This is a genomic window from Pseudomonas sp. PDM20, from assembly GCF_014852575.3.
In the GTDB taxonomy this organism is placed as follows: Bacteria; Pseudomonadota; Gammaproteobacteria; order Pseudomonadales; family Pseudomonadaceae; genus Pseudomonas.
In genome coordinates this window covers 1,771,965-1,793,627 of record NZ_CM181224.1, presented here as the reverse complement: position 1 = coordinate 1,793,627, position 21,663 = coordinate 1,771,965, and the positions used below count along the sequence as shown (strand labels likewise).

The 21,663-nt window shown below is 64.9% G+C and carries 17 protein-coding genes; 5 read left to right on the top strand and 12 right to left on the bottom strand.

The genetic code is table 11. The features are described 5' to 3' along the window. The first annotated feature begins 72 nt into the window (after window positions 1-72). The gene (locus IB261_RS08520) at window positions 73-1,737 is read left to right on the top strand and encodes an MFS transporter (RefSeq protein ID WP_081517957.1); all 1,665 of its coding nucleotides are present in this window, start codon (window positions 73-75) and stop codon (window positions 1,735-1,737) included. A 59-nt stretch (window positions 1,738-1,796) separates the two neighbouring features. Here IB261_RS08520 and IB261_RS08515 read toward each other — a convergent pair whose 3' ends face one another. Continuing rightward, the gene (locus IB261_RS08515; protein WP_151189639.1) at window positions 1,797-3,134 is read right to left on the bottom strand and encodes a DEAD/DEAH box helicase; all 1,338 of its coding nucleotides are present in this window, start codon (window positions 3,132-3,134) and stop codon (window positions 1,797-1,799) included. Between the two features lie 171 nt (window positions 3,135-3,305). Between IB261_RS08515 and IB261_RS08510 the strand changes: the two genes are divergently transcribed. The 3 genes from IB261_RS08510 (at window position 3,306) to IB261_RS08500 (ending at window position 5,195) form a co-directional block, all read left to right on the top strand. Then, on the top strand, window positions 3,306-3,851 hold the full coding sequence (locus IB261_RS08510) for a dihydrofolate reductase family protein (protein ID WP_139791537.1): 546 nt from the start codon (window positions 3,306-3,308) through the stop codon (window positions 3,849-3,851). Then, window positions 3,848-4,246: an NUDIX hydrolase gene (locus tag IB261_RS08505; RefSeq protein WP_081517954.1), complete on the top strand. Its 399-nt coding sequence runs from the start codon at window positions 3,848-3,850 to the stop codon at window positions 4,244-4,246. Before IB261_RS08510 ends, IB261_RS08505 begins: the two co-directional genes overlap by 4 nt. A gap of 343 nt (window positions 4,247-4,589) precedes the next feature. After that, window positions 4,590-5,195, top strand: a complete 606-nt coding sequence (locus IB261_RS08500; protein WP_081517953.1) for a C40 family peptidase — start codon at window positions 4,590-4,592, stop codon at window positions 5,193-5,195. Window positions 5,196-5,251: 56 nt separating this feature from the next. On the opposite strand, the gene rarD is transcribed toward IB261_RS08500, so the two are convergent. The 11 genes from rarD to mtnA all read right to left on the bottom strand — a co-directional run bounded on the left by rarD (window position 5,252) and on the right by mtnA (window position 20,167). After that, window positions 5,252-6,148 carry an EamA family transporter RarD gene (rarD, locus tag IB261_RS08495; RefSeq protein ID WP_192381986.1) on the bottom strand — a complete coding sequence of 299 codons (897 nt, stop codon included), beginning with the start codon at window positions 6,146-6,148 and terminating at the stop codon, window positions 5,252-5,254. After that, a complete protein-coding gene (locus IB261_RS08490) occupies window positions 6,145-7,014 on the bottom strand; it encodes a carboxylate/amino acid/amine transporter (RefSeq protein WP_081517951.1) in 870 nt (289 codons plus the stop codon). The genes rarD and IB261_RS08490 overlap by 4 nt, the downstream gene beginning before the upstream one ends. 140 nt (window positions 7,015-7,154) lie before the next feature. Beyond that, the gene (rpsA, locus tag IB261_RS08485) at window positions 7,155-8,837 is read right to left on the bottom strand and encodes a 30S ribosomal protein S1 (RefSeq protein ID WP_017517968.1); all 1,683 of its coding nucleotides are present in this window, start codon (window positions 8,835-8,837) and stop codon (window positions 7,155-7,157) included. A 396-nt stretch (window positions 8,838-9,233) separates the two neighbouring features. Next, window positions 9,234-9,923 carry a (d)CMP kinase gene (gene cmk, locus IB261_RS08480; RefSeq protein ID WP_081517950.1) on the bottom strand — a complete coding sequence of 230 codons (690 nt, stop codon included), beginning with the start codon at window positions 9,921-9,923 and terminating at the stop codon, window positions 9,234-9,236. Then, window positions 9,923-12,148 (bottom strand): bifunctional prephenate dehydrogenase/3-phosphoshikimate 1-carboxyvinyltransferase, encoded by a 2,226-nt coding sequence (locus tag IB261_RS08475; protein WP_192381984.1) that lies wholly within the window; start codon window positions 12,146-12,148, stop codon window positions 9,923-9,925. Before IB261_RS08475 ends, cmk begins: the two co-directional genes overlap by 1 nt. Then, the gene (gene hisC, locus IB261_RS08470) at window positions 12,141-13,253 is read right to left on the bottom strand and encodes a histidinol-phosphate transaminase (RefSeq protein WP_192381982.1); all 1,113 of its coding nucleotides are present in this window, start codon (window positions 13,251-13,253) and stop codon (window positions 12,141-12,143) included. Before hisC ends, IB261_RS08475 begins: the two co-directional genes overlap by 8 nt. Before the next feature lie 31 nt (window positions 13,254-13,284). Next, window positions 13,285-13,800 (bottom strand): adenylyl-sulfate kinase, encoded by a 516-nt coding sequence (cysC, locus tag IB261_RS08465; protein WP_353620472.1) that lies wholly within the window; start codon window positions 13,798-13,800, stop codon window positions 13,285-13,287. Between the two features lie 79 nt (window positions 13,801-13,879). Next, complete coding sequence (gene pheA / locus IB261_RS08460; RefSeq protein WP_015478144.1) at window positions 13,880-14,977, bottom strand: prephenate dehydratase; 1,098 nt, start codon at window positions 14,975-14,977, stop codon at window positions 13,880-13,882. Then, on the bottom strand, window positions 14,977-16,062 hold the full coding sequence (serC, locus tag IB261_RS08455; protein WP_192381980.1) for a 3-phosphoserine/phosphohydroxythreonine transaminase: 1,086 nt from the start codon (window positions 16,060-16,062) through the stop codon (window positions 14,977-14,979). The genes pheA and serC overlap by 1 nt, the downstream gene beginning before the upstream one ends. A gap of 14 nt (window positions 16,063-16,076) precedes the next feature. Next, entirely contained in the window at window positions 16,077-18,857 is a 2,781-nt protein-coding gene (gyrA, locus tag IB261_RS08450) for a DNA gyrase subunit A (RefSeq protein ID WP_192224947.1), read from the bottom strand. A gap of 233 nt (window positions 18,858-19,090) precedes the next feature. Next, a complete protein-coding gene (mtnA, locus tag IB261_RS08445) occupies window positions 19,091-20,167 on the bottom strand; it encodes an S-methyl-5-thioribose-1-phosphate isomerase (protein ID WP_192381978.1) in 1,077 nt (358 codons plus the stop codon). 152 nt (window positions 20,168-20,319) lie between these two features. Here mtnA and IB261_RS08440 point away from each other — a divergent pair, with 152 nt between their 5' ends. Beyond that, window positions 20,320-21,645, top strand: coding sequence for a TRZ/ATZ family hydrolase (locus tag IB261_RS08440; protein WP_192224946.1), 1,326 nt, complete (start codon window positions 20,320-20,322; stop codon window positions 21,643-21,645). The last annotated feature ends 18 nt before the right edge of the window (window positions 21,646-21,663 follow it).

Below are 21,663 nucleotides of genomic sequence, written 5' to 3'. Positions count from 1 at the left end.
CACTACACTTGCCCGGCATGGAAAGGCACCGGTTGCGCGCGCGTGCCGGCCACTCGAAATAAGGGCGTCCCCATGCTGCAGTCCGTTTCACCCAAGCAAGACCTTCCCCTCAAGCCCGATCCAGCCGAACCCCGCAGCGGCGTCCTCGCCCCCTTCAGCATCGCCGCGTTCCGCATCATCTGGATCTGCAACCTGTTCGCCAACCTGGGCACCTGGGCGCAATCGGTTGCCGCCGCCTGGGTGGTCACGGAGGCCCATGCCAGCCCGCTGATGGTGGCGATGATCCAGGTCGCCTCGGCGCTGCCGCTGGTGCTGCTGTCGATCATGTCCGGCGTGCTGGCCGACAACCACGACCGCCGCAAGATCATGCTGGTCGGCCTGACGGTGGAACTCTCCGGCGCCGCGCTGGTGACGGTGCTGGCGTTCATGGGCTACCTCGACCCGCTGATGCTGATCGTGTCGATCCTCTGGCTGTCACTGGGCAGCTCGATCACCATTCCGGCCTGGCAGGCGGCGGTGAACGAGCAGGTGCCGCCGCGCATGCTCGGCGATGCGGTGTTGCTCAACAGCGTCAACTACAACGTCGCCCGCGCCGTCGGCCCGGCCATCGGGGGCCTGCTGCTGTCGGCCACCGGGGCCTCCTGGGTATTCCTGTTCAACTGCCTGTGCTACGCCGCGCTGATCTGGGCGATCTGGCAATGGCGCCGCGACGTGCCCAAGCGCACCCTGCCGCCCGAGCACATCTTCGAAGGCGTGATCGCTGCGCTGCGCTTCACCCAGTACTCCAGCGTCACCCGCCTGGTGATGCTGCGTTCGGCGGTGTTCGGTCTCTCCGCCAGCGCCGTCTGGGCATTGCTGCCGCTGCTGGCGCACCGCAACCCGGACGGCAGCGCCTCGGTGTACGGCTACATGCTCGGCGCCCTGGGCCTGGGCGCCATCGTCGCCAGCACCATGGTGAGCAAGGCGCGGCAGTGGCTGGGCAGCAGCCGGTTGATCAGCTTCGCCGCCGCCACGCTCGCCGTGGTCATGCTCATTCTCGGCTGGGTCGACAACCTCTGGGTGATCTTCCCCGCGCTGGTGCTGGGCGGCGCCTGCTGGATCGCGGCAGTGGCCACGTACAACTCCGCCGTGCAGATCCTCGTGCCCGACTGGGTCAAGGCCCGCGCCCTGGCGCTGTACCAGACCGCGATCTACGGCGGCCTGGCGGCAGGCTCCTTCCTCTGGGGGCATTTCGCCGAAACCATGGGCGTGCAGGGCGCGCTGATCGCCGCCGGCTGCCTGCTGCTGGTTTCGGTGGCGCTGCTCTACAACTCCCGGCTGCCGGAGCTCGATTCGACCAGCATTGCCCGCGCACCGGGCGGCGTGCCGGGACAGCCAACCTTCGTGTTCAACCCCGAGCGCGGCTCGGTGCTGGTCTCCATCGAATACCGGATTCCCGCCGAGCGCACCCGTGACTTCGTCCGCTCCGCCAAACCCCTGCGGCGCCTGCGCCTGCGCAACGGCGCGGAGCGCTGGGCGCTGTACCGGGACGTCAGCAACCCTGAGGTCTGGCAGGAGCTGTTTCTGGTGGACAACTGGATCGGCCACCTGCGCATGCTCGATCGCCTGACCCTGGAGGACAAGACCATCATCGACAACGTCACCAGCCTGCACGTGGGCGACGCGCCGCCGGTGATCCGCCACGGGGTGAGCTACGAGTCGGGCAGCTATGAGCCGCCGCCGGAGACGCTGGGCTAGCGGCGCACAAACAAAAACGCCTCCCGGTCAGGGGAGGCGTTCGGGGTGACGCGAAAGACTTATTCCGCAGCAGGCTTCTTGCGCTTGAGCGGCGCCAGGCCGTCCTGGCTCACGACCTTGGACGGGCCAACCTTGCGCTTGGCAGCGGGCTTCTTCTTCGCCGCCGCCTTGCCACCGGCCTTCTTCGCATCGTCCTTTTTCTTCTTGGTGCCAGCGGCCTTGCCGGAAGCCTTGACCTTCTTCGGCCCCTTGTAGGTGGCCTTCAGCTCATTGATGACACGCAGTTCGAAGCGCAGCTTGAGGTAGCGCTCGATGCTCGACATCAGGTTCCAGTCGCCATGGCCCACCAGCGAGATCGCCGCGCCCGCGGTGCCTGCGCGCCCGGTACGGCCGATGCGGTGCACGTACTCATCGCCGCGACGCGGGATGTCGAAGTTGATCACCAGGTCCAGGCCGTCGACGTCCAGACCGCGTGCGGCCACATCAGTGGCGACGAGGATCTTCACCGCACCCTGCTTCAGTCGCTCGATGGCCAGCTTGCGATCCTTCTGGTCCTTCTCGCCGTGCAGCACGAAGACCTTGTGGCCAGCGGCGATCAGGCGGCCGGTCAGACGGTCGGCGGCAACGCGGGTGTTGGTGAAGACGATGGCCTTCTCGTAGGTCTCGTTGGTCAGCAACCACTGCAGCAGCTGCTCCTTGTGGCCAACGTGGTCGGTCAGGATCACCTGCTGGCTGACGTCCTCGTTCAGCTCGCTGACGCGGTTGAGCTGCAGGACCTCAGGCTCGCGCAGGACCTTCTCGACCATCTCGTGCAGGCCGCTGCCGCTGGTGGCGGAGAACAGCAGGGTCTGGCGCTCGGTCGGGCACTGTGCGGCGAGCTTGAGCACGTCCTCGGAGAAGCCCATGTCGAGCATGCGGTCGGCTTCGTCGAGGATCAGCACTTCAACGTCGCCCAGCGGCAGGTTGCCGGCGTTGAACTGCTCGTTCAGGCGACCCGGGGTGCCGATGATGATCTCCGGGTTCTTGCGCAGACGCGCACCCTGCACCTTGAAGTCCTCGCCGCCGGTGATCAGGCAGGCCTTGATGTAGGTGAACTGGGCGAAGCGCTCGACTTCCTTGAGGGTCTGCTGGGCCAGCTCGCGGGTCGGCAGCAGGATCAGCGCGCGGGCGCCGCTCTTGGGCTTCTCCTCGGCGAGCAGGCGATGCAGCAGCGGCAGCAGGAAGGCGGCGGTCTTGCCGCTGCCGGTCTGCGCCGTCACCCGCAGGTCGCGTCCCTCCAGGGCCTTCGGAATGGCCGCAGCCTGGACCGGGGTCGGCTCGGTGAAGGACAACGAATCGAGCGCCTTGAGCAGGCGTTCGTGGAGGGCGAATTGGGAGAACAAGGCAGACCTCGATATCACGTAAAGACCAAATAGCTGCATAGCTTAATGTTTGCCGAGCCGGCGCGCTGGAATTATTGCCGATGGCCCCTGTGCGCGACCCGCCGCGTCAATAACCCGACAAACGTACCGGCGCCCCGCCTAAGGCGATGCCATGCTCTGATGGGCCTGACAAAAAGGAGAATACAGGTGCCATCGACTCTCATTTATTACGTGGCGGCCAGCCTCGACGGCTACATCGCCCGCCCCGACGGCAGCGTGGACTGGCTCGAAGGCTACGGCAGCGAAGCCGACGACCACGGCTACAACGCCTTCTATGCCGGCATCGACGGGCTGCTCATGGGTCGCGCCACCTACCTTTTCTGCCTGAAGCAGGACCAATGGCCCTACCCGGACAAGCCCGCGCTGGTCATGACCCGCTCCAACCATCTGCCCAAGGCCGCGCCGCAGGTGGAACTGGAGCACTACACACCAGTGGACGCGCTCGCCTCACTGGAACAGCGCGGCTGCGAGCACATCTGGCTGGTGGGTGGCGGCAGCCTGGCGGGCAATTTCCTCGCCGCAGGCTTGCTCGACGAAGTGATCGTCAGCATCATTCCGCACCTGCTCGGCGCTGGCATTCCCCTGTTCAGCATCGGCCTCGAGCAACGCTTGCAGCTGCTGGAGCAGCGCAGCTTCCCCAGCGGCATCGTGCAGATGCGCTATCAGGTTCTGAAGGAAACGCCCTCGCCATGACCATTCATATCGCCGCCGCCTGCCTGCTGGATGAAGCCGGACGCCTGCTGCTGGTACGCAAGCGTGGCACCCAGGCCTTCATGCTGCCTGGCGGCAAGCACGAGCCCGGAGAGACTTCAGTCCAGGCGCTGCTGCGCGAACTGGGCGAAGAGCTCGACCTGCACCTGGCGGCCTCCGCACTGACGCCGCTCGGCCACTTCCAGGCCAATGCCGCCAACGAGCCGGACATGCGCGTGGACGCGCAGGTCTACCTCGCCGCCCTGCCCCACCCCGTCCAGCCCGCCGCCGAGCTGGAAGAGCTCGCCTGGCTGGACCCAGCCGGCGACTACCCGCACAACCTCGCCCCACTGCTGCGCGAGCAGGTGCTTCCCGCTCTGCTTGCCCATCTGGGCTGATTCGTTCAGCTCAAATACCTGCATTTCGTCGGGTTTTTCCTTAAGAAGCCTTAAGCGACTGGCTTCTGGCTAGTACCCCGCCAGTTTTCTGCCGCCAGGCGGAAAGCCCCGTTTTATAGGGCTTCCGGCTATAAGGTCAGGCCATGACTGATGCGTCGGAGCACATGTCACGCAGCGCCCTGCAAGTCACAAGGGAAAAGTCAGAATCGACAGACGGTACGAACTGTCATGAAAAGTCGTTCAGAATGCGTGGAATTTTTGAGCGGACCAAAGGAAACCACGCCGACAACAATGGCGATCCAGCGGAGTCTGGGCGATATCAACCAGCAAGAAGACATGCCGAATGCGAAGTACCCTTTTGACATGCCTTTCCATAGGCTTGGCGACCTTTTTGGCCGCTACCGAGGCTACCGCCTCCTACAAGATCACGCGCACCTATCAACCCGCCCCGGTTGATCTCCGTGTCCCGGTCCAGGGCAGCGCCCTGCTGACCTTCAACGCCAAGCCGGTCAAACAGACCAAGAGCGAGGCGCACCAGGTTACCCAGCGTGCCTACAGCATGATCGGTACGCCTTACCGCTGGGGCGGCACGTCACCCAAGCGCGGCTTCGATTGCAGCGGCCTGGTGAACTACGTGTTCCAGAACGTCGACGAAGTCGACCTGCCGCGTACCGCGCAGCAGATGTTCAGCATGCGCGGCAACTCCAAAGTGGCGCGTGATGATCTGCAGCCCGGCGACCTGGTGTTCTTCCGCATCCACAACCGCCGCAATGTCGACCATGTCGGCATCTACGTCGGCGACAACCAGTTCGTCCACGCGCCGCGTCGCGGCCAGAAGGTCCGCGTTTCCGACCTCGGTGGCGACTACTGGAAGAAGCACTACACCGCTGCCCGCCGCATCCTGCCGGAAACCCTGGCCAAGGCTGACGTCGGCGGTCGCTTCGACTGACGCCGAGCGCTCTCCCCTTGCGGTAGAGCGCTCGCTCCTCCTCTCTCTCCCTGCGCTTACAGGCCGCGACGCGCCTGTCGGCGCAGGAGTCGCGCGCTATCCCAACCGGTCAGCAGCACGGCGATCCAGATCGGCCCGTAGGTCCAGATCTGCGCCGGGTTGAACGCCTCGCCCAGGAACAGCACGGCAATGGCAAACAGCAGCACCGGCTCGACGTAGCTCAGAATCCCGAACAGCCCCATGGGTAGCAGCCGGCTGGCGGCCATCATCGCGCCGAACGCCAGCGCGCTGATCAGTCCCAGCAGCGGCAACAGCACCCACAGGCGCGGCACCTCCTCCAGCACCTTGCCGCTATCGGTTATCCACAGGGCCGCCAGGGCGAACGGCAGCAGCACGATCATCTCGAAGACGAAGCCCGACAGCGAATCCACCGCCATCTTGCGGCGCAGCATGAAGTACGGCGGATAGCCCAGCGCAGTGATCAGGGTGAACCAGGAGAATGCGCGGGTCAGCCAGAGTTCGTGCAGCACGCCCGCCAGCGCGAAGGCAACGGCGATGGCCTGCAGCGTGGTCAGGCGTTCGCCGTAGAACACCCGACCGCACAGCACCATGGTCAGCGGCAGCAGGAAATAGCCCAGCGACAGCTCCAGCGTACGCCCGACCATGGGCGCCCAGATGAACACGCCCCACTGGATCAGCATCATCGCCGCCGTCAGCGGGAAGCACGCCAGCAGCCACGGTTCACGCAGCAGGCGCCGGCCCGCGTCGCGCAGCACGCCACCCTGGCGGGTGAACAGCACCAGCAGCAGGACCATGGGAATCGACCAGACGACCCGGTGTGCGATCACCTGGATGCTGGTCAGCGGCTCCAGCGAGTGGATGTAACCCGGCAGGGTCACGAACAGCACGGAAGACGCCAGGGACAGCGCTACGCCACGTCCGGATATGTTCATGCGAAGCGCTCCTTCTGACGACGCAGACCGAAACGGTTGACGCCCAGCGACGCGACGATCACCACACCACCCAGCGCCAGGCGCGGCAGGTCGGCAGCTTCGTTCCAGATCAGCAGGTTGATCAGCAGCCCCACCGGTACGTGCAGATTGTTCATCACCGCGAGCGTACCGGCATCCACCAGCGTGCCGCCCTTGTTCCACCAGAACTGCCCCAGCGCAGTGGCCAGCAGGCCCATCCACACCAGCACGCCCCATTGCAGGTCGGTGGTTGGCAACTTCTGTGGGTTGCCGAAGAGCAGCCAGCCCGGCAGCGCAATCAGCAGCGCGCCGACGAAGAAGTAACCGAAGCGGCGGTACTGCGGGATATCCGAGGGATAGCGCTGCACCAGGTGCTTGTAGAACACCTGCCCCGCGGCAAAAGTCGCGTTGGCCAGTTGCAGCAGCAGGAAGCCCTGGATGTAGTCGCCGCTGACGCCGTCGTAGCGAATGATCCCGGCGCCGAGCACCGCCACGGCGGCTGCCAGCAGCGCCCAGGCGTTGAAGCGGCGGTTCAGTGCGTCATCGATCAGCGCCACGTGCAGCGGGGTCAGCACAGTGAACAGCAATACTTCCGGCACCGTCAGCACGCGGAAGCTCTGGTACAGGCAGACGTAGGTAATGCCGAACTGCAGCGCGCCCGCCAGCATCACGCCAGCGATGAAGCGCGGTTCGACGCCGCGCCAGCGGGTCAACGGCAGGAACACCAGGCCGGCCAGCACCACGCGGGTCAGCACGGCGAAATAGCTGTCGACCTGCCCGGCAAGGTACTCGCCGATCAGGCTGAAGGAGAACGCCCAGAGGACGGTGACAAATAGCAGGTAAGGCATGGAAAAGGCGACCGGAACGGGGCAGGCAACATAGCGCCAGTCTCAACGTAGAGAAAGCACTGCGCGCCCGCGCCCAAGGAAAGGCAGAAACGAAAAAGGGCGACCGAAGTCGCCCTTTTCCTTGGATGGTGAATCAGGGATTAGCCCTGGTTCTCCATCTGAGCACGGATCAGATCACCGATGGTGGTCGGACCAGTGTTTTCTACGTCTTGCTTGGTGCGCAGTTCTTTCATCGCATCCTTCTCGTCATCAACGTCTTTCGACTTGATGGAGAGGGAGATGACGCGGCTCTTACGGTCGATGCTGATGATCTTGGCTTCGACTTCTTCGCCTTCTTTCAGAACGTTGCGAGCGTCTTCAACGCGGTCACGGCTGATTTCGGAGGCTTTCAGAACGCCTTCGATTTCGCCGCCCAGGCTGATGACAGCGCCTTTGGCATCGACTTCTTTCACGGTGCCGCGAACGATGGTGCCTTTCTCGTTGAGCGAGGCGTAGTTGGAGAACGGATCGTCTTCCAGCTGCTTGATGCCCAGGGAGATGCGCTCACGCTCCGGATCAACGGAGAGGATGACGGTTTCCAGCTCGTCGCCCTTCTTGAAGCGGCGAACGGCTTCTTCGCCAACTTCGTTCCAGGAGATGTCGGACAGGTGAACCAGACCGTCGATGCCGCCTTCCAGGCCGATGAAGATACCGAAATCGGTGATCGACTTGATGGTGCCGGAGATCTTGTCGCCCTTGTTGAAGCGGCCAGAGAAGTCTTCCCACGGGTTGGACTTGCACTGCTTGATGCCCAGGGAGATACGACGACGCTCTTCGTCGATGTCCAGAACCTGAACTTCCACTTCGTCGCCAACCTGAACGACTTTCGACGGGTGGATGTTCTTGTTGGTCCAGTCCATTTCGGAGACGTGTACCAGGCCTTCCACGCCCTCTTCCAGCTCGGCGAAGCAGCCGTAGTCGGTGAGGTTGGTGACGCGCGCGGTAACGCGGGTGCCTTCCGGGTAACGGGCTTTGATGGCAACCCATGGGTCTTCGCCCAGTTGCTTCAGGCCCAGGGATACGCGGTTGCGCTCGCGGTCGAACTTCAGAACCTTGACATCGATCTCGTCGCCAACGTTGACGATTTCCGACGGATGCTTGATACGCTTCCAGGCCATGTCGGTGATGTGCAGCAGACCATCGACGCCGCCCAGGTCAACGAACGCACCGTAGTCGGTGAGGTTCTTGACGATACCTTTGACCTGCTGGCCTTCCTGCAGCGATTCCAGCAGAGCTTCGCGCTCGGCGCTGTTTTCGGCTTCCAGGACGCTGCGACGGGAAACGACAACGTTGTTGCGCTTCTGGTCCAGCTTGATGACCTTGAACTCGAGCTCTTTGCCTTCCAGGTGAGTGGTGTCACGCACCGGACGCACGTCGACCAGCGAACCCGGCAGGAACGCACGGATGCCGTTGACGTCGACGGTGAAGCCACCCTTGACCTTGCCGTTGATGACGCCTTTGACCACTTCGTCGGCAGAGAAAGCAGCTTCCAGAACGATCCAGCTCTCGGCACGCTTGGCTTTTTCGCGGGACAGCTTGGTTTCACCAAAGCCATCTTCCACCGCGTCCAGCGCAACGTGGACTTCGTCACCCACATTGATGGTCAGCTCGCCCTGTTCGTTGTAGAACTGCTCGACCGGGATGACGCCCTCGGATTTCAGACCGGCATGGACGGTGACCCAGTCACCATCGATGTCGACCACGATGCCGGTGATGATTGCACCCGGCTGCATGTCGAGGGATTTCAGACTTTCTTCAAAGAGTTCTGCGAAGCTTTCGCTCATGTCTATACCTGTAGTCAAAGGCTTGTAAGCCCGATTCCGCGCCACCAGCAGACACGGTCAAGTGATGAAAAAGAAGCCAGCGGGATCAAGACTGGTATCCCGCCGGCCCCCTGTTGCACCCGCCGAAACGGATGCTCCACATTCAGATTTTAAGGGAACGTTTCGCTCGATATGGGCAAAACCCTCCCGATATAAGGTCTGGAATGGTAGCAACGGATCCCGATTGCGTCAATCGGCGCTCCCGGTTTCCAACGCTCTTCGCGGCTCCAGCCTCACCTCTTCATTTTCGCCCAGCCTCGGGAATTGGGAGAACCGCCCGTCAGATCCCTCCTGCGGACGTCCTTACCTGAAAAGAAAAATCCCCGGCATGGCCGGGGATTTTCGTTTCCCGATCGACTAGTCGGCCAGACCCAGCCGCGAAACCTCGGCGAGGATGCTCTCCACCACCTCATCGATGCTCATCGAGGTGGAGTCCACCAGGATGGCGCCTTCGGCAGGCTTGAGCGGGGCGACGGCACGCTGGCTGTCGCGCTCGTCACGGGCGCTGATTTCCTCGGCCAGTTGCGCCTGGTCGCTGTCGATGCCCTTGCCCTTGAGTTGCAGGTAGCGGCGACGGGCGCGCTCCTCGGCGGAAGCGGTGAGGAAAATCTTCAGCGGAGCGCTGGGGAAGACCACGGTGCCCATGTCGCGACCATCGGCCACCAGCCCTGGCGCTTCGAGGAAAGCACGCTGGCGTTGCAGCAGCGCATCGCGGACCGCCGGCAGCGCGGCAACCTGCGAGGCGCCGGCGCCGACCTGTTCGGTACGGATCACGTCGGTGACGTCTTCGCCTTCGAGGATGATGTGCTGGCCCTGCCCGCCCTTGGCGTGGGTGAACTGCACGTCCAGGTGCGCGGCGAGGACCTTGAGGGCTTCCTCATTGGTCAGGTCGATGCCGTGGTTACCGGCGGCGAACGCCAGCAGGCGATAAAGTGCACCGGAGTCCAGCAGGTTCCAGCCCAGACGCTTGGCCAGCAGACCAGCGACGGTGCCCTTGCCCGAGCCGCTGGGGCCGTCGATGGCGAGGACCGGCCATTCTCCGTTCATCAGTTCTTCTCCTCGGCGACACGAATGCCTGCACCGGACGCCAGCCCGAGGAAGTTCGGGAAGGAAGTCGCGACGTTGGCACAGTCGTGGATGCGGATCGGCGCGCCGGCGCGCAGGGAGGCCACGCTGAAGGACATGGCGATGCGATGGTCGCCGTGGCTCCAGACTTCGCCGCCGCCGTAGCTGCCGCCGTCGATGATGATGCCGTCCGGGGTCGGCTCGCACTTCACCCCCAGGGCCAGCAGGCCGTCGGCCATGACCTGGATGCGGTCGGACTCCTTCACCCGCAGCTCTTCCGCGCCGCGCAGCACGGTTCGGCCCTCCGCGTTGGCGGCGGCAACGAAGAGTACCGGGAATTCGTCGATAGCCAGCGGCACCAGGTCTTCGGGGATATCGATGCCTTTAAGCTGCGCCGAACGCACGCGGATGTCGGCAACCGGCTCGCCACCCACTTCACGCTGGTTTTCCAGGGTGATGTCGGCGCCCATGAGCTTGAGGATGTCGATGACGCCGGTGCGGGTCGGGTTGATACCGACGTGCTCCAGGGTCAGGTCGGAACCTTCGGCGATGCTCGCGGCGACCAGGAAGAAGGCCGCCGAGGAGATATCGGCCGGCACTTCGATGGAGGTGGCGCTGAGCTTGTGGCCGGACTCGACGCGGGCGGTGGCGCCTTCGACGTCGACCGGGTAGCCGAAGCCGCGCAGCATGCGCTCGGTATGGTCGCGGGTCGGGGCCGGCTCGGTGGTGGAGGTTTCGCCAGCGGCATAGAGGCCGGCGAGCAGCAGGCAGGACTTCACCTGGGCGCTGGCCATCGGCATGTCGTAGTGCATGCCGGTGAGTTTCTGGCCACCACGGATGGTCAGCGGCGGACGGCCTTCGGGGCCGGTCTCGATCACCGCCCCCATTTCACGCAGCGGTTTGGCGACGCGGTTCATCGGGCGCTTGGACAGCGAGGCATCACCGGTCAGGGTGGTGTCGAACGGCTGGGCGGCGAGCAGACCACTTAGCAGACGCATCGAGGTGCCGGAGTTGCCCAGGTAGATCGGGCCAGGCGGAGTCTTCAGGCCGTGCAGGCCAACGCCGTGAACGGTCACGCGGCCGTGGTGCGGGCCTTCGATGACCACGCCCATGTCGCGGAACGCCTGGATGGTGGCGAGGGCATCTTCACCCTCGAGGAAGCCTTGCACCTCGGTCGTGCCTTCGGCGAGGGAGCCGAGCATGATCGAGCGGTGGGAAATGGACTTGTCGCCCGGTACGCGAACACGTCCGGAAAGGCGGCCACCCGGCTGGGCCAGGAAAATCAGGTCATTGTTGTGCATGGCGTCCACATAGGCCCGACGGGCCAGGATTTTGCTGAAATGCTCGCGGGCAACGCGGGCGCGGGTAAAGACGCCCATCAGTTGTTGCCCGTCCCCTTTGTCGACGGCCTCGCGCAGATCATCGAGGTCGTCACGGAATACGTCGAGGATGCGCAGCACCGCCTCGCGGTTGGCGAGGAAGATGTCGTGCCACATCACCGGGTCGCTGCCGGCAATCCGCGTGAAGTCGCGGAAGCCGCCAGCGGCGTAGCGGAAGATTTCCAGATTCTCGCTGCGTTTGGCCAGCGAGTCGACCAGCGTGAAGGCCAGCAGGTGCGGCAGGTGGCTGGTGGCAGCGAGGACTTCGTCGTGGTGCTCGACGGCCATCTGCTCGACATCCGCACCCAGCTCGCGCCAGAGGCTCTCGACGCACTGGATCGCATCCGCGTCGGCATTATCCAGTGGAGTGAGGATGACTTTATGACGGCGGAACAGTTTCGCGTTGGCCGCCTCCACACCGCTCTGCTCGGAACCGGCGATGGGATGGCCAGGGACGAAGCGCGCCGGCATGCCACCGAACACTGCTTTCGCGGCGCGCACCACGTTGCCCTTGGCGCTGCCGACGTCGGTAAGAATCGCGTTGCCGATGTCGAGGCCCGCGAGTTCGCCGAGGACCTTCTCCATGGCCAGGATCGGCACGGCGAGCTGGATCACGTCGGCGTCGCGGCAACCGACGGCAAGGCTCTCCTCGCAGCGGTCGACCACGCCCAGCTCCACCGCCAGGCGACGGGTCTGCGGGTCACGGTCGACACCGACCACTTCCTCGAACAGGCCTTTCTCGCGGATACCCTTGGCGAAGGAGCCACCGATCAGGCCGAGCCCCACCACCACCAGGCGGCGCAGCTTGTGCGAATGGACATCAGGCACGGGCGAGCACCTTGGCCAGTGCGTCAAGGAAGCGGGCGTTCTCGGTCGGCAGGCCGATGGAGATGCGCAGGTGCTGCGGCATGCCGTAGCCGCCCACCGGACGGACGATCACGCCCTCGGCGAGCAGGGCCTGGTAGACCGGGCCCGCATCGCGCTTGAGGTCCACGGCGATGAAGTTGCCCTTGGAGGGGATCCATTGCAGGTCCAGCGCGCGCAGGCCGCTTTCCAGTTGAGCCATGCCTTCGTCGTTGATGCGCTTGCCTTCGGCCAGGTACTGCGCGTCATCCAGCGCGGCGCAGGCGGCGGCCAGGGCCAGGCTGTTGACGTTGAACGGCTGGCGCACGCGGTTGAGCACGTCGGCGACCTGCGCCGAGGAGATCGCGTAGCCGACGCGCAGCGACGCCAGGCCGTAGGCCTTGGAGAAGGTGCGCGAGACCAGCAGGTTCGGGTAGCGGGCCAGGTACTTCAGGCCGTCCGGCAGCTCCTCGCCTTCGGCGTACTCGATGTACGCCTCGTCGAGCACCACCAGGACGCTTTCCGGAACCTGCGACAGGAAGCGCTCCAGCGCGTCCGGGCCGAACCAGGTACCGGTGGGGTTGTTCGGGTTGGCGATGAAGACCACGCGGGTGTTGGCGTCGATGGTCGCCAGCATGGCTTCCAGGTCATGGCCCCAGTCTTTCGCCGGCACGACCTTGCCCTGGGCACCGACGGCCTGGGTGGAGATCGGGTAGACGGCGAAGGCGTACTGGCTGAACACGGCGTTCAGGCCGGGCGCGAGGTAGGCGCGGGCAACCAGGTCGAGAATATCGTTGGAGCCGTTGCCCAGGGTGACCTGCGCAGTCTCTACGCCGCAGCGAGCGGCGAGGCGGGACTTCAGCTCGAAGCCGTTACCGTCGGGATAGCGGGTCAGTTCGGTCAGTTCGGCACGGATGGCCTCGAGGACCTTCGGGCTCGGGCCCAGCGGGTTCTCGTTGCTGGCCAGCTTGACGATGCCGGCGGGGTCGAGCTTCAGCTCGCGGGCCAGTTCATCGACCGGCTTGCCGGGGACGTAGGGGGAAAGCTTCTGCACGCCCGGTTGGGCCAGGGCAAGGAAATCACAGCTCATGGACATCTCTCTCGACTGGGACCGCGCAGATTTACCCGATGTAACCGGCGGCAGCCATGTAATCGCAGATACGGTGGACAGATTCCTCTACCGACAGCACGGAGGTATCGATGCTCACTTCGGCGGCCAGCGGCGCCTCAAACGGAGCATCTATGCCGGTGAACCCCTTGAGTTCACCGGCTCGCGCCTTGCGGTAGAGCCCTTTGGGATCCCGCTCCTCACACACTTCCAGCGGCGTGGAGACATGAACCTCGATAAAGCGCTCCGGCAACAGCTGGCGGACTCGATCGCGGTCCGCACGGAACGGTGAGATGAATGCAGCGATGGTGATAAGCCCGGCATCCACCATCAGCGCACCCACCTCGCCAACCCGGCGAATATTTTCGCTGCGGTCTTCGGCACTGAACCCCAGATCCCGATTCAGCCCCTGACGGAGGATGTCGCCATCCAGCAGGTAGGTATGCCGCCCGGCGGCGTGCAGTCGCTGTTCGAGAGCTTCGGCCAGCGTCGACTTGCCGGAGCCGCTCAGCCCTGTCAGCCATACCATGCCAGGGCGCTGGGCCATCAGCCTTGCGCGCCCCGTACAGTCGACCATTGGCGACCGCCGACGGGCGTTTCGCTCCATGTCAAAGCACGGCCTTGGGGTACGAGCCCAGCACCTTCAGGGCAACGGCTTCGCTGTTGATCTTCTCCAGCACATCCTTGATCAGCGGATCCTTGTGGTGGCCGACGAAGTCGATGAAGAACACGTAGGTCCACTTGCCGCTGCGCGACGGGCGGGTCTCGATGCGGGTCAGGTCGATGCCGTTGTTGTGGAACGGCACCAGCAGCTCGTGCAGTGCGCCCGGCTTGTTGCGCATGGAGACGATGATGGAGGTCTTGTCGTCGCCGGTGGGCGGCACTTCCTGGTTGCCGATCATGAGGAAGCGCGTGGAGTTGTCCGGGCGGTCCTCGATCTTCTCGTGCAGCTTGTCCAGGCCATACAGGCTGGCGGCCATGTCGCCGGCAATCGCGGCGCTGTTCCACTCGCTCTTTACCCGCTTGGCAGCGTCGGCGTTGCTGGAAACCGCCACGCGCTCGACGTTCGGGTAGTGCGCGTCCAGCCACTTGCGGCACTGGGCCAGGGACTGGGCGTGGGAGTAAATGCGGGTGATGTTGCTGGTCTTGGTGTTCTCGCCCACCAGCAGGTGGTGGTGGATGCGCAGCTCCACCTCGCCGCAGATCACCATGTCGTGCTCGAGGAAGCTGTCGAGGGTGTGGTTGACCGCACCCTCGGTGGAGTTTTCCACCGGCACCACGCCGAAGTTCACCGCACCGGCGGCGACTTCGCGGAACACTTCGTCAATAGCCGCCATCGGCGTGCTGATCACCGCATGGCCGAAGTGCTTGAGCGCCGCGGCCTGGGTGAAGGTGCCTTCCGGGCCGAGGTAGGCCACTTTCAGCGGCTGTTCCAGGGCCAGGCAGGAGGACATGATCTCGCGGAACAGACGAGCGACTTCCTCGTTGTCCAGCGGGCCCTTGTTCAGCTCCATGATGTGCTTGAGCACCCACGCCTCGCGCTCGGGCCGGTAGAACACCGGCTTCTCGCCTTCGGGCAGGGCGGCCATCTTCACGCGCGCCACATCGGTGGCGCAGCGGGCGCGTTCGCTGATCAGCTCGAGGATCTTCTCGTCGAGGCTGTCGATGCGTACGCGCAAAGCCTTGAGCTGGTCAGCATCGCTCATCAGCCGTGCTCCTTCTCGAACTCGGCCATGTAGCCAACCAGGGCTTCGATGGCGTCCAGGCCCAGGGCGTTATAGATGGAGGCACGCATGCCGCCCACCGAACGGTGGCCTTTCAGGTTGAGCAGGCCGCGCGCATCGGCGCCTTCGAGGAAGGCCTTGTCGAGCTTCTCGTCGGCCAGGCGGAACGGCACGTTCATCCAGGAGCGGGCGCTGGGCTGCATCGGGTTGGTGTAGAAGTCGCTGTTGTCGATGAAGCCGTACAGCATGTCCTTCTTGGCGCGGTTGCGCTGCTCCATGGCATCGACGCCGCCCTGCTCCTTCAGCCACTCGAAGACCAGACCGGAGAGGTACCAGGAGTAGGTAGCCGGGGTGTTGTACATGGAGCCGTTATCGGCGGCGACCTTGTAGTTGAGCATGGTCGGGCAGATGCTGCGGGCGCGGCCCAGCAGGTCTTCGCGGACGATGACAACGACCAGGCCGCTTGGTCCGATGTTCTTCTGCGCGCCGGCGTAGATCAGGCCGAACTTCGACACGTCGGTCGGGCGGGAGAGGATGTCCGAGGACATGTCCACCACCAGCGGGACGTCGCCGACTTCCGGAATCCAGTCGAATTCCAGGCCGCCGATGGTCTCGTTGGACGCGTAGTGCAGGTAGGCGGCGTCCTTGGACAGGTTCCACTCGTTCTGCCCGGGGATGGCGAAGTAGTCGTACTTGGACGCACTGGCAACCACGTTGACGTTGCCGTAGCGGCGAGCCTCTTCGATGGCCTTCTTCGACCAGATGCCGGTTTCCACGTAGTCCGCCACGCCGTCTTCGGGCAGCAGGTTCAGCGGGATCTCGGCGAACTGCTGGCTGGCGCCGCCCTGCAGGAACAGCACCTTGTAGTTCGACGGCACGCCCATCAGGTCGCGCAGGTCCTGTTCGGCCTTCTCGGCGATGGCCACGTAGTCGTCGCTACGGTGGCTCATCTCCATGACCGACAGGCCCTTGCCCTGCCAATCCAGCAGTTCGGCGCGGGCGCGCTCCAGCACCTCGGTGGGAAGCGCCGCAGGACCGGCGCAGAAGTTAAAGGCTCGCTTGCTCACATCCACTCTCGCTATCAGTCTTCGCTGGCCTGCGGGGCTTCTTCAGCCGCAGCTTCGCCTGCTTCTGGGTTCTCTTCCGACACTTCGCCCTCGACGATCTCGCCGTCGATGACGTCGTCTTCGTCTTCCACCACCGTCGGCTCCTGCACCCGCTCCAGACCCACGACGGTCTCGTCGGCGGCCAGCTTGATGAGGATCACGCCCTGGGTGTTACGGCCAGCGCCGCGGACTTCGTCGACACGGGTACGCACCAGGGTGCCCTGGTCGGAAATCAGCATGATCTCCTCGCCGTCCAGCACCTGTACGGCGCCCACCAGGTTACCGTTACGCTCGTTGATCACCATGGCGATCACGCCCTGGCCACCACGACCGCGACGCGGGTAGTCGGCCAGCGGGGTGCGCTTGCCGTAGCCACGCTCGGAGGCGCTGAGGATCTGCGCTTCGCGGCACTCGGGGATCAGCATGGAGATGATGCGCTGGCCTTCGGCCAGGCGCATGCCGCGCACGCCACGGGCGTTACGGCCCATGATGCGCACCTTGCTTTCCTTGAAGCGGATGACCTTGCCGGCGTCGGAGAACATCATCACGTCCTTCGAGCCGTCGGTGATGGCGGCGGCGATCAGCGAGTCACCCTCTTCCAGCTTCAGCGCGATCAGGCCGTTGGAGCGCGGCTTGGTGAACTGGATCAGCGGGGTCTTCTTCACGGTGCCTTTCATGGTGGCCATGAAGATGTACGCGCCAGTCGGCTCGTCCTGGCTGAAGTCGGCGTCGTCGCCCTCTTCGGCCTCTTCGGCTTCCACCACTTCGGCGACCTGCTCGGCAACCACGTCGTCGTCATCGTTGTCGTCGCCGGCGAACTGGGCGCGCACGGCTTCCAGGTCGATCTGCAGCATCGCGGTGATGCGCTCGCCTTCGTCCAGCGGCAGCAGGTTCACCAGCGGACGGCCACGGGCGGTACGCGAGGCTTCCGGAATCTCGAAGGTGCGCAGCCAGTAGACCTTGCCCTTGCTGGAGAACAGCAGCAGGGTGGCGTGGCTGTTGGCGACCAGCAGGTGCTCGATGTAGTCCTCGTCCTTCACGCCACTGGCGGACTTGCCCTTGCCACCGCGACGCTGGGCCTCGTAGGCGGCCAGCGGCTGGGACTTGGCGTAGCCGCCGTGGGAGATGGTCACCACGCGCTCTTCTTCGGTGATCAGGTCGGCGATGGTCAGGTCCATCTGTGAGGCGACGATCTCGGTGCGACGGGCGTCGCCGAACTCGGCCTTGACCTTCTCCAGTTCCTCGCGGATGACTTCCATCAGGCGCTCGGGGCTGGTCAGGATGCGGATCAGCTCGCCGATCAGGGTGAGGATTTCCTGGTACTCGGACAGGAGCTTCTCGTGCTCCAGGCCGGTCAGGCGGTGCAGGCGCAATTCCAGGATGGCCTGGGCCTGTTCCGGCGACAGGAAGTACTTGCCGTCACGCAGGCCGTACTGCGGGTCCAGGTCTTCCGGACGGCAGGCATCGGCGCCGGCGCGCTCGACCATCGCTTCCACGGCGCTGGATTCCCAGCCAGTGGCGATCAGGCGTTCCTTGGCCTCGGCCGGGGTCGGCGAGGTCTTGATCAGTTCGATCACCGGGTCGATGTTCGACAGGGCAACGGCCTGACCTTCGAGGATGTGGCCACGCTCGCGCGCCTTGCGCAGCTCGTAGACGGTCCGGCGGGTCACCACTTCACGGCGGTGACGGATGAACACCTCGAGCATGTCCTTGAGGTTCATCGTGCGCGGCTGGCCATCGACCAGGGCCACCACGTTGATACCGAAGACGCTCTGCAGCTGGGTCTGGGCGTAGAGGTTGTTCAGCACGACCTCGCCCACTTCGCCGCGACGCAGCTCGATGACCACGCGCATGCCGTCCTTGTCGGACTCGTCGCGCAGCTCGGTGATGCCTTCGATCTTCTTCTCTTTCACCAGCTCGGCGATCTTCTCGATCAGACGGGCCTTGTTCAGTTGGTAGGGCAGCTCGGTGATGATGATCTGCTGGCGGTTGCCGCCCTTCTCCATGTCCTCGATGGTGGCGCGGGCACGGATATAGACGCGGCCACGACCGGTGCGATAGGCCTCGATGATGCCCGCACGGCCGTTGATGATGCCCGCGGTCGGGAAGTCCGGGCCGGGGATGTACTGCATCAGGTCATCGATGGACAGCTCGGGGTTGTCCATCAGCGCCAGACAGCCGTCGATCACCTCGGTGAGGTTGTGCGGCGGAATGTTGGTCGCCATGCCCACGGCGATACCGCTGGAGCCGTTGACCAGCAGGTTCGGGATCTTGGTCGGCATGACCGCCGGGATCTGCTCGGTGCCGTCGTAGTTGGGCACCCAGTCGACGGTTTCCTTGTCCAGGTCCGCCAGCAGCTCATGGGCGAGCTTGGACATGCGCACTTCGGTGTATCGCATGGCTGCGGCGTTGTCGCCGTCCACCGAACCGAAGTTGCCCTGGCCGTCGACCAGCATGTAGCGCAGCGAGAACGGCTGGGCCATGCGGACGATGGTGTCGTACACCGCGGTGTCGCCGTGCGGGTGGTACTTACCGATCACGTCGCCGACCACACGGGCGGACTTCTTGTAGGGCTTGTTCCAGTCGTTGCCCAGTTCGCTCATGGCGTACAGGACGCGGCGATGCACGGGCTTCAAGCCGTCGCGCGCATCGGGCAGGGCACGACCGACGATCACGCTCATGGCGTAATCGAGGTAGGACTGTCGGAGTTCGTCTTCGATGTTGACCGGGAGGATTTCTTTGGCCAGTTCGCCCATGAGAAGCCTGGTTCCTTTTTCAAATGGGACTCCGCCAAGCCCGTCCTGAGCCCGGCGGAGCGCGGTGCGCCATCAAAGCGCCACCGACTCTCTACAAATCAACGACTTGGCCGTTGATCCGCGATGCTGTGGGGGCCGAAAAAATGCCCCATCAAGAACCGTCGGAGCTTACCACAAGCCAGGGTCAAACCCTACCCTCGGCCAAGCCCCTCGATGAATTGCCGCAGGCCCCGTCAGTGCAGGCGCTTGCGGCTCATCAGCTGGGCCATCCGCTCGGTGTCCGGACGTTCGACGACGCCGCGCTCGGTCACAATGGCGTCGATCAGGTCGGCCGGGGTCACATCGAACACCGGATTGAAGGCTTCGACGTCAGCCGCGACACGTTTGCCGCCGATTTCCAGGAGTTCGCGACCGTCACGCTCCTCGATAGGGATGTCCTCGCCGCTTTCCAGGCCCATGTCGATGGTCGAACTGGGCGCCACCACCATGAAACGCACGCCGTGGTGCATGGCGGTGACAGCCAGCTGATAGGTGCCGATCTTGTTGGCGACGTCGCCGTTGGCGGTGATGCGGTCGGCGCCGACGATGACCCAGGTGATGCTTTCGGTCTTCATCAGGTGCGCGGCGGCCGCGTCCACGTTCAGGGTGACCGGCACGCCTTCGTTGGCCAGTTCCCAGGCAGTCAGGCGAGCGCCCTGCAGCCAGGGGCGGGTCTCGTCGGCGTAGACACGCTCGATCAGCCCTTCCAGGTGCGCCGCGCGCAGCACACCCAGTGCGGTGCCGAAGCCGCCGGTGGCCAGGGCGCCGGTGTTGCAGTGGGTGAGGATCTTCTGCGGGCCGCCATGGTGCTTGCGGATCAGGTCCACGCCCAGTTGAGCCATGGTCAGGTTCGCCTCGCGGTCGCTCTCGTGGATCGCCACGGCCTCGGCTTCCAGCAGCGGCAGCGGGTCCTCGCCCGGCTTCAGGCGCTCCAGGCGGTCGCGCATGCGGTTCAGCGCCCAGAACAGGTTGACCGCGGTCGGACGCGACTCGGCCAGCACGGTGAAGTCTTCTTCCAGCGCCGCGCGCCAGTCGCCACCAGCGGCCACACGGGCACGCAGGCCCAGCACCAGGCCATAGGCAGCGGCGATGCCAATCGCCGGCGCGCCGCGCACGACCATCTGGCGAATGGCGTCGGCTACGCCTTCGGCGGTCTCGTACGACAGCCAGGTTTCCTCCAGCGGCAGCAGGCGCTGGTCCAGCAGACGGAGTGTGCCCTTGCGCCAATCAATGGCCGTGACCCGTTCGGCCGCCAACAGTCGCTCACGCATGGAACACCTCTTCTATTTCAATGGAATCGCGGGCCGCTCCGGCGCCACGGGAATCACCCGGAAACACCGGGAAACGGCCGAGTATACCGAGCCTGAAGCCCTGGTGCTCGGCTATACTCGGCGCCTTTATCCACGCGCCCAGGATGCGCTTCATGCCGACCGAAAAAGTCCCGCTCGACCTGCTGCTCTTCCCCACCTGGATCGTCCCCGTCGAGCCCGCCGGCGTCGTCCTGCGCGATCACGGCCTGGGCATCCGCGACGGCCGCATCGCCCTGCTCGCCCCGCGCACCGAAGCGCTGCGCCATCCGGCCACGGAAACCCGCGAGCTGCCGGGCATGCTGCTCTCCCCCGGCCTGATCAACGCCCACGGCCACGCGGCGATGAGCCTGTTCCGCGGCCTGGCGGACGACCTGGCGCTGATGACCTGGCTGCAGGAGCACATCTGGCCGGCGGAAGCCAAGTGGGTCAGCGAGGACTTCGTCCGCGACGGCACCGAACTGGCCATCGCCGAGCAGCTCAAGGGCGGCATCACCTGCTTCTCGGACATGTACTTCTTTCCGCAGGTCGCCTGCGAGGTGGTGCACAAGGCCGGCGTGCGCGCGCAGATCAGCGTGCCAGTGCTGGACTTCCCGATCCCCGGCGCCCGCGACGCCGACGAGGCGATCCGCCAGGGCCTGGCGCTGCGCGACGACCTCAAGCACCACCCGCGCATCAAGGTCGCCTTCGGTCCGCACGCGCCCTACACGGTCAGCGACGACAAGCTGGAAAACATCCTGATGCTCGCCGAGGAGCTCGACGCCGGCATCCACATGCACGTCCACGAGACCGCCTTCGAGGTCCAGCAGGCAGTGGAGAAGCACGGCGAGCGCCCGCTGGCCCGCCTGCACCGCCTCGGCCTGCTCGGCCCGCGCTTCCAGGCGGTACACATGACCCAGGTGAACGACGAGGACCTGGTCATGCTGGTGGAAACCAACAGCTCGGTGGTGCATTGCCCGGAATCCAACCTCAAGCTGGCCAGCGGCTTCTGCCCGGTGGAGCGGTTGTGGCAGGCCGGCGTCAACATCGCCATCGGCACCGACGGCGCCGCCAGCAACAATGACCTCGACCTGCTCGGCGAAACCCGCACCGCCGCGCTGCTGGCCAAGGCCGTGGCCGGCCAGGCCACCGCGCTGGACGCCCACCGTGCGCTGCGCATGGCCACCCTGAACGGCGCCCGCGCGCTGGGCATGGAGCAGGAAACCGGCAGTCTGGAGCTGGGCAAGTCCGCCGACCTCACTGCCTTCGACCTCTCGGGACTGGCCCAGCAGCCGGTGTACGAGCCGGTCTCGCAGGTCATCTATGCCAGCGGCCGCGACTGCGTGCGGCATGTCTGGGTCGGCGGCAAGCAACTGCTGGACAACGGCAAGCTCACCCGCCTGGACGAAGAACGCCTGATCGCCGTCGCCGGCGAGTGGGGCCGCAGGATCGCCGGCGCCTGAGCCCCGACGCCCCTGGCG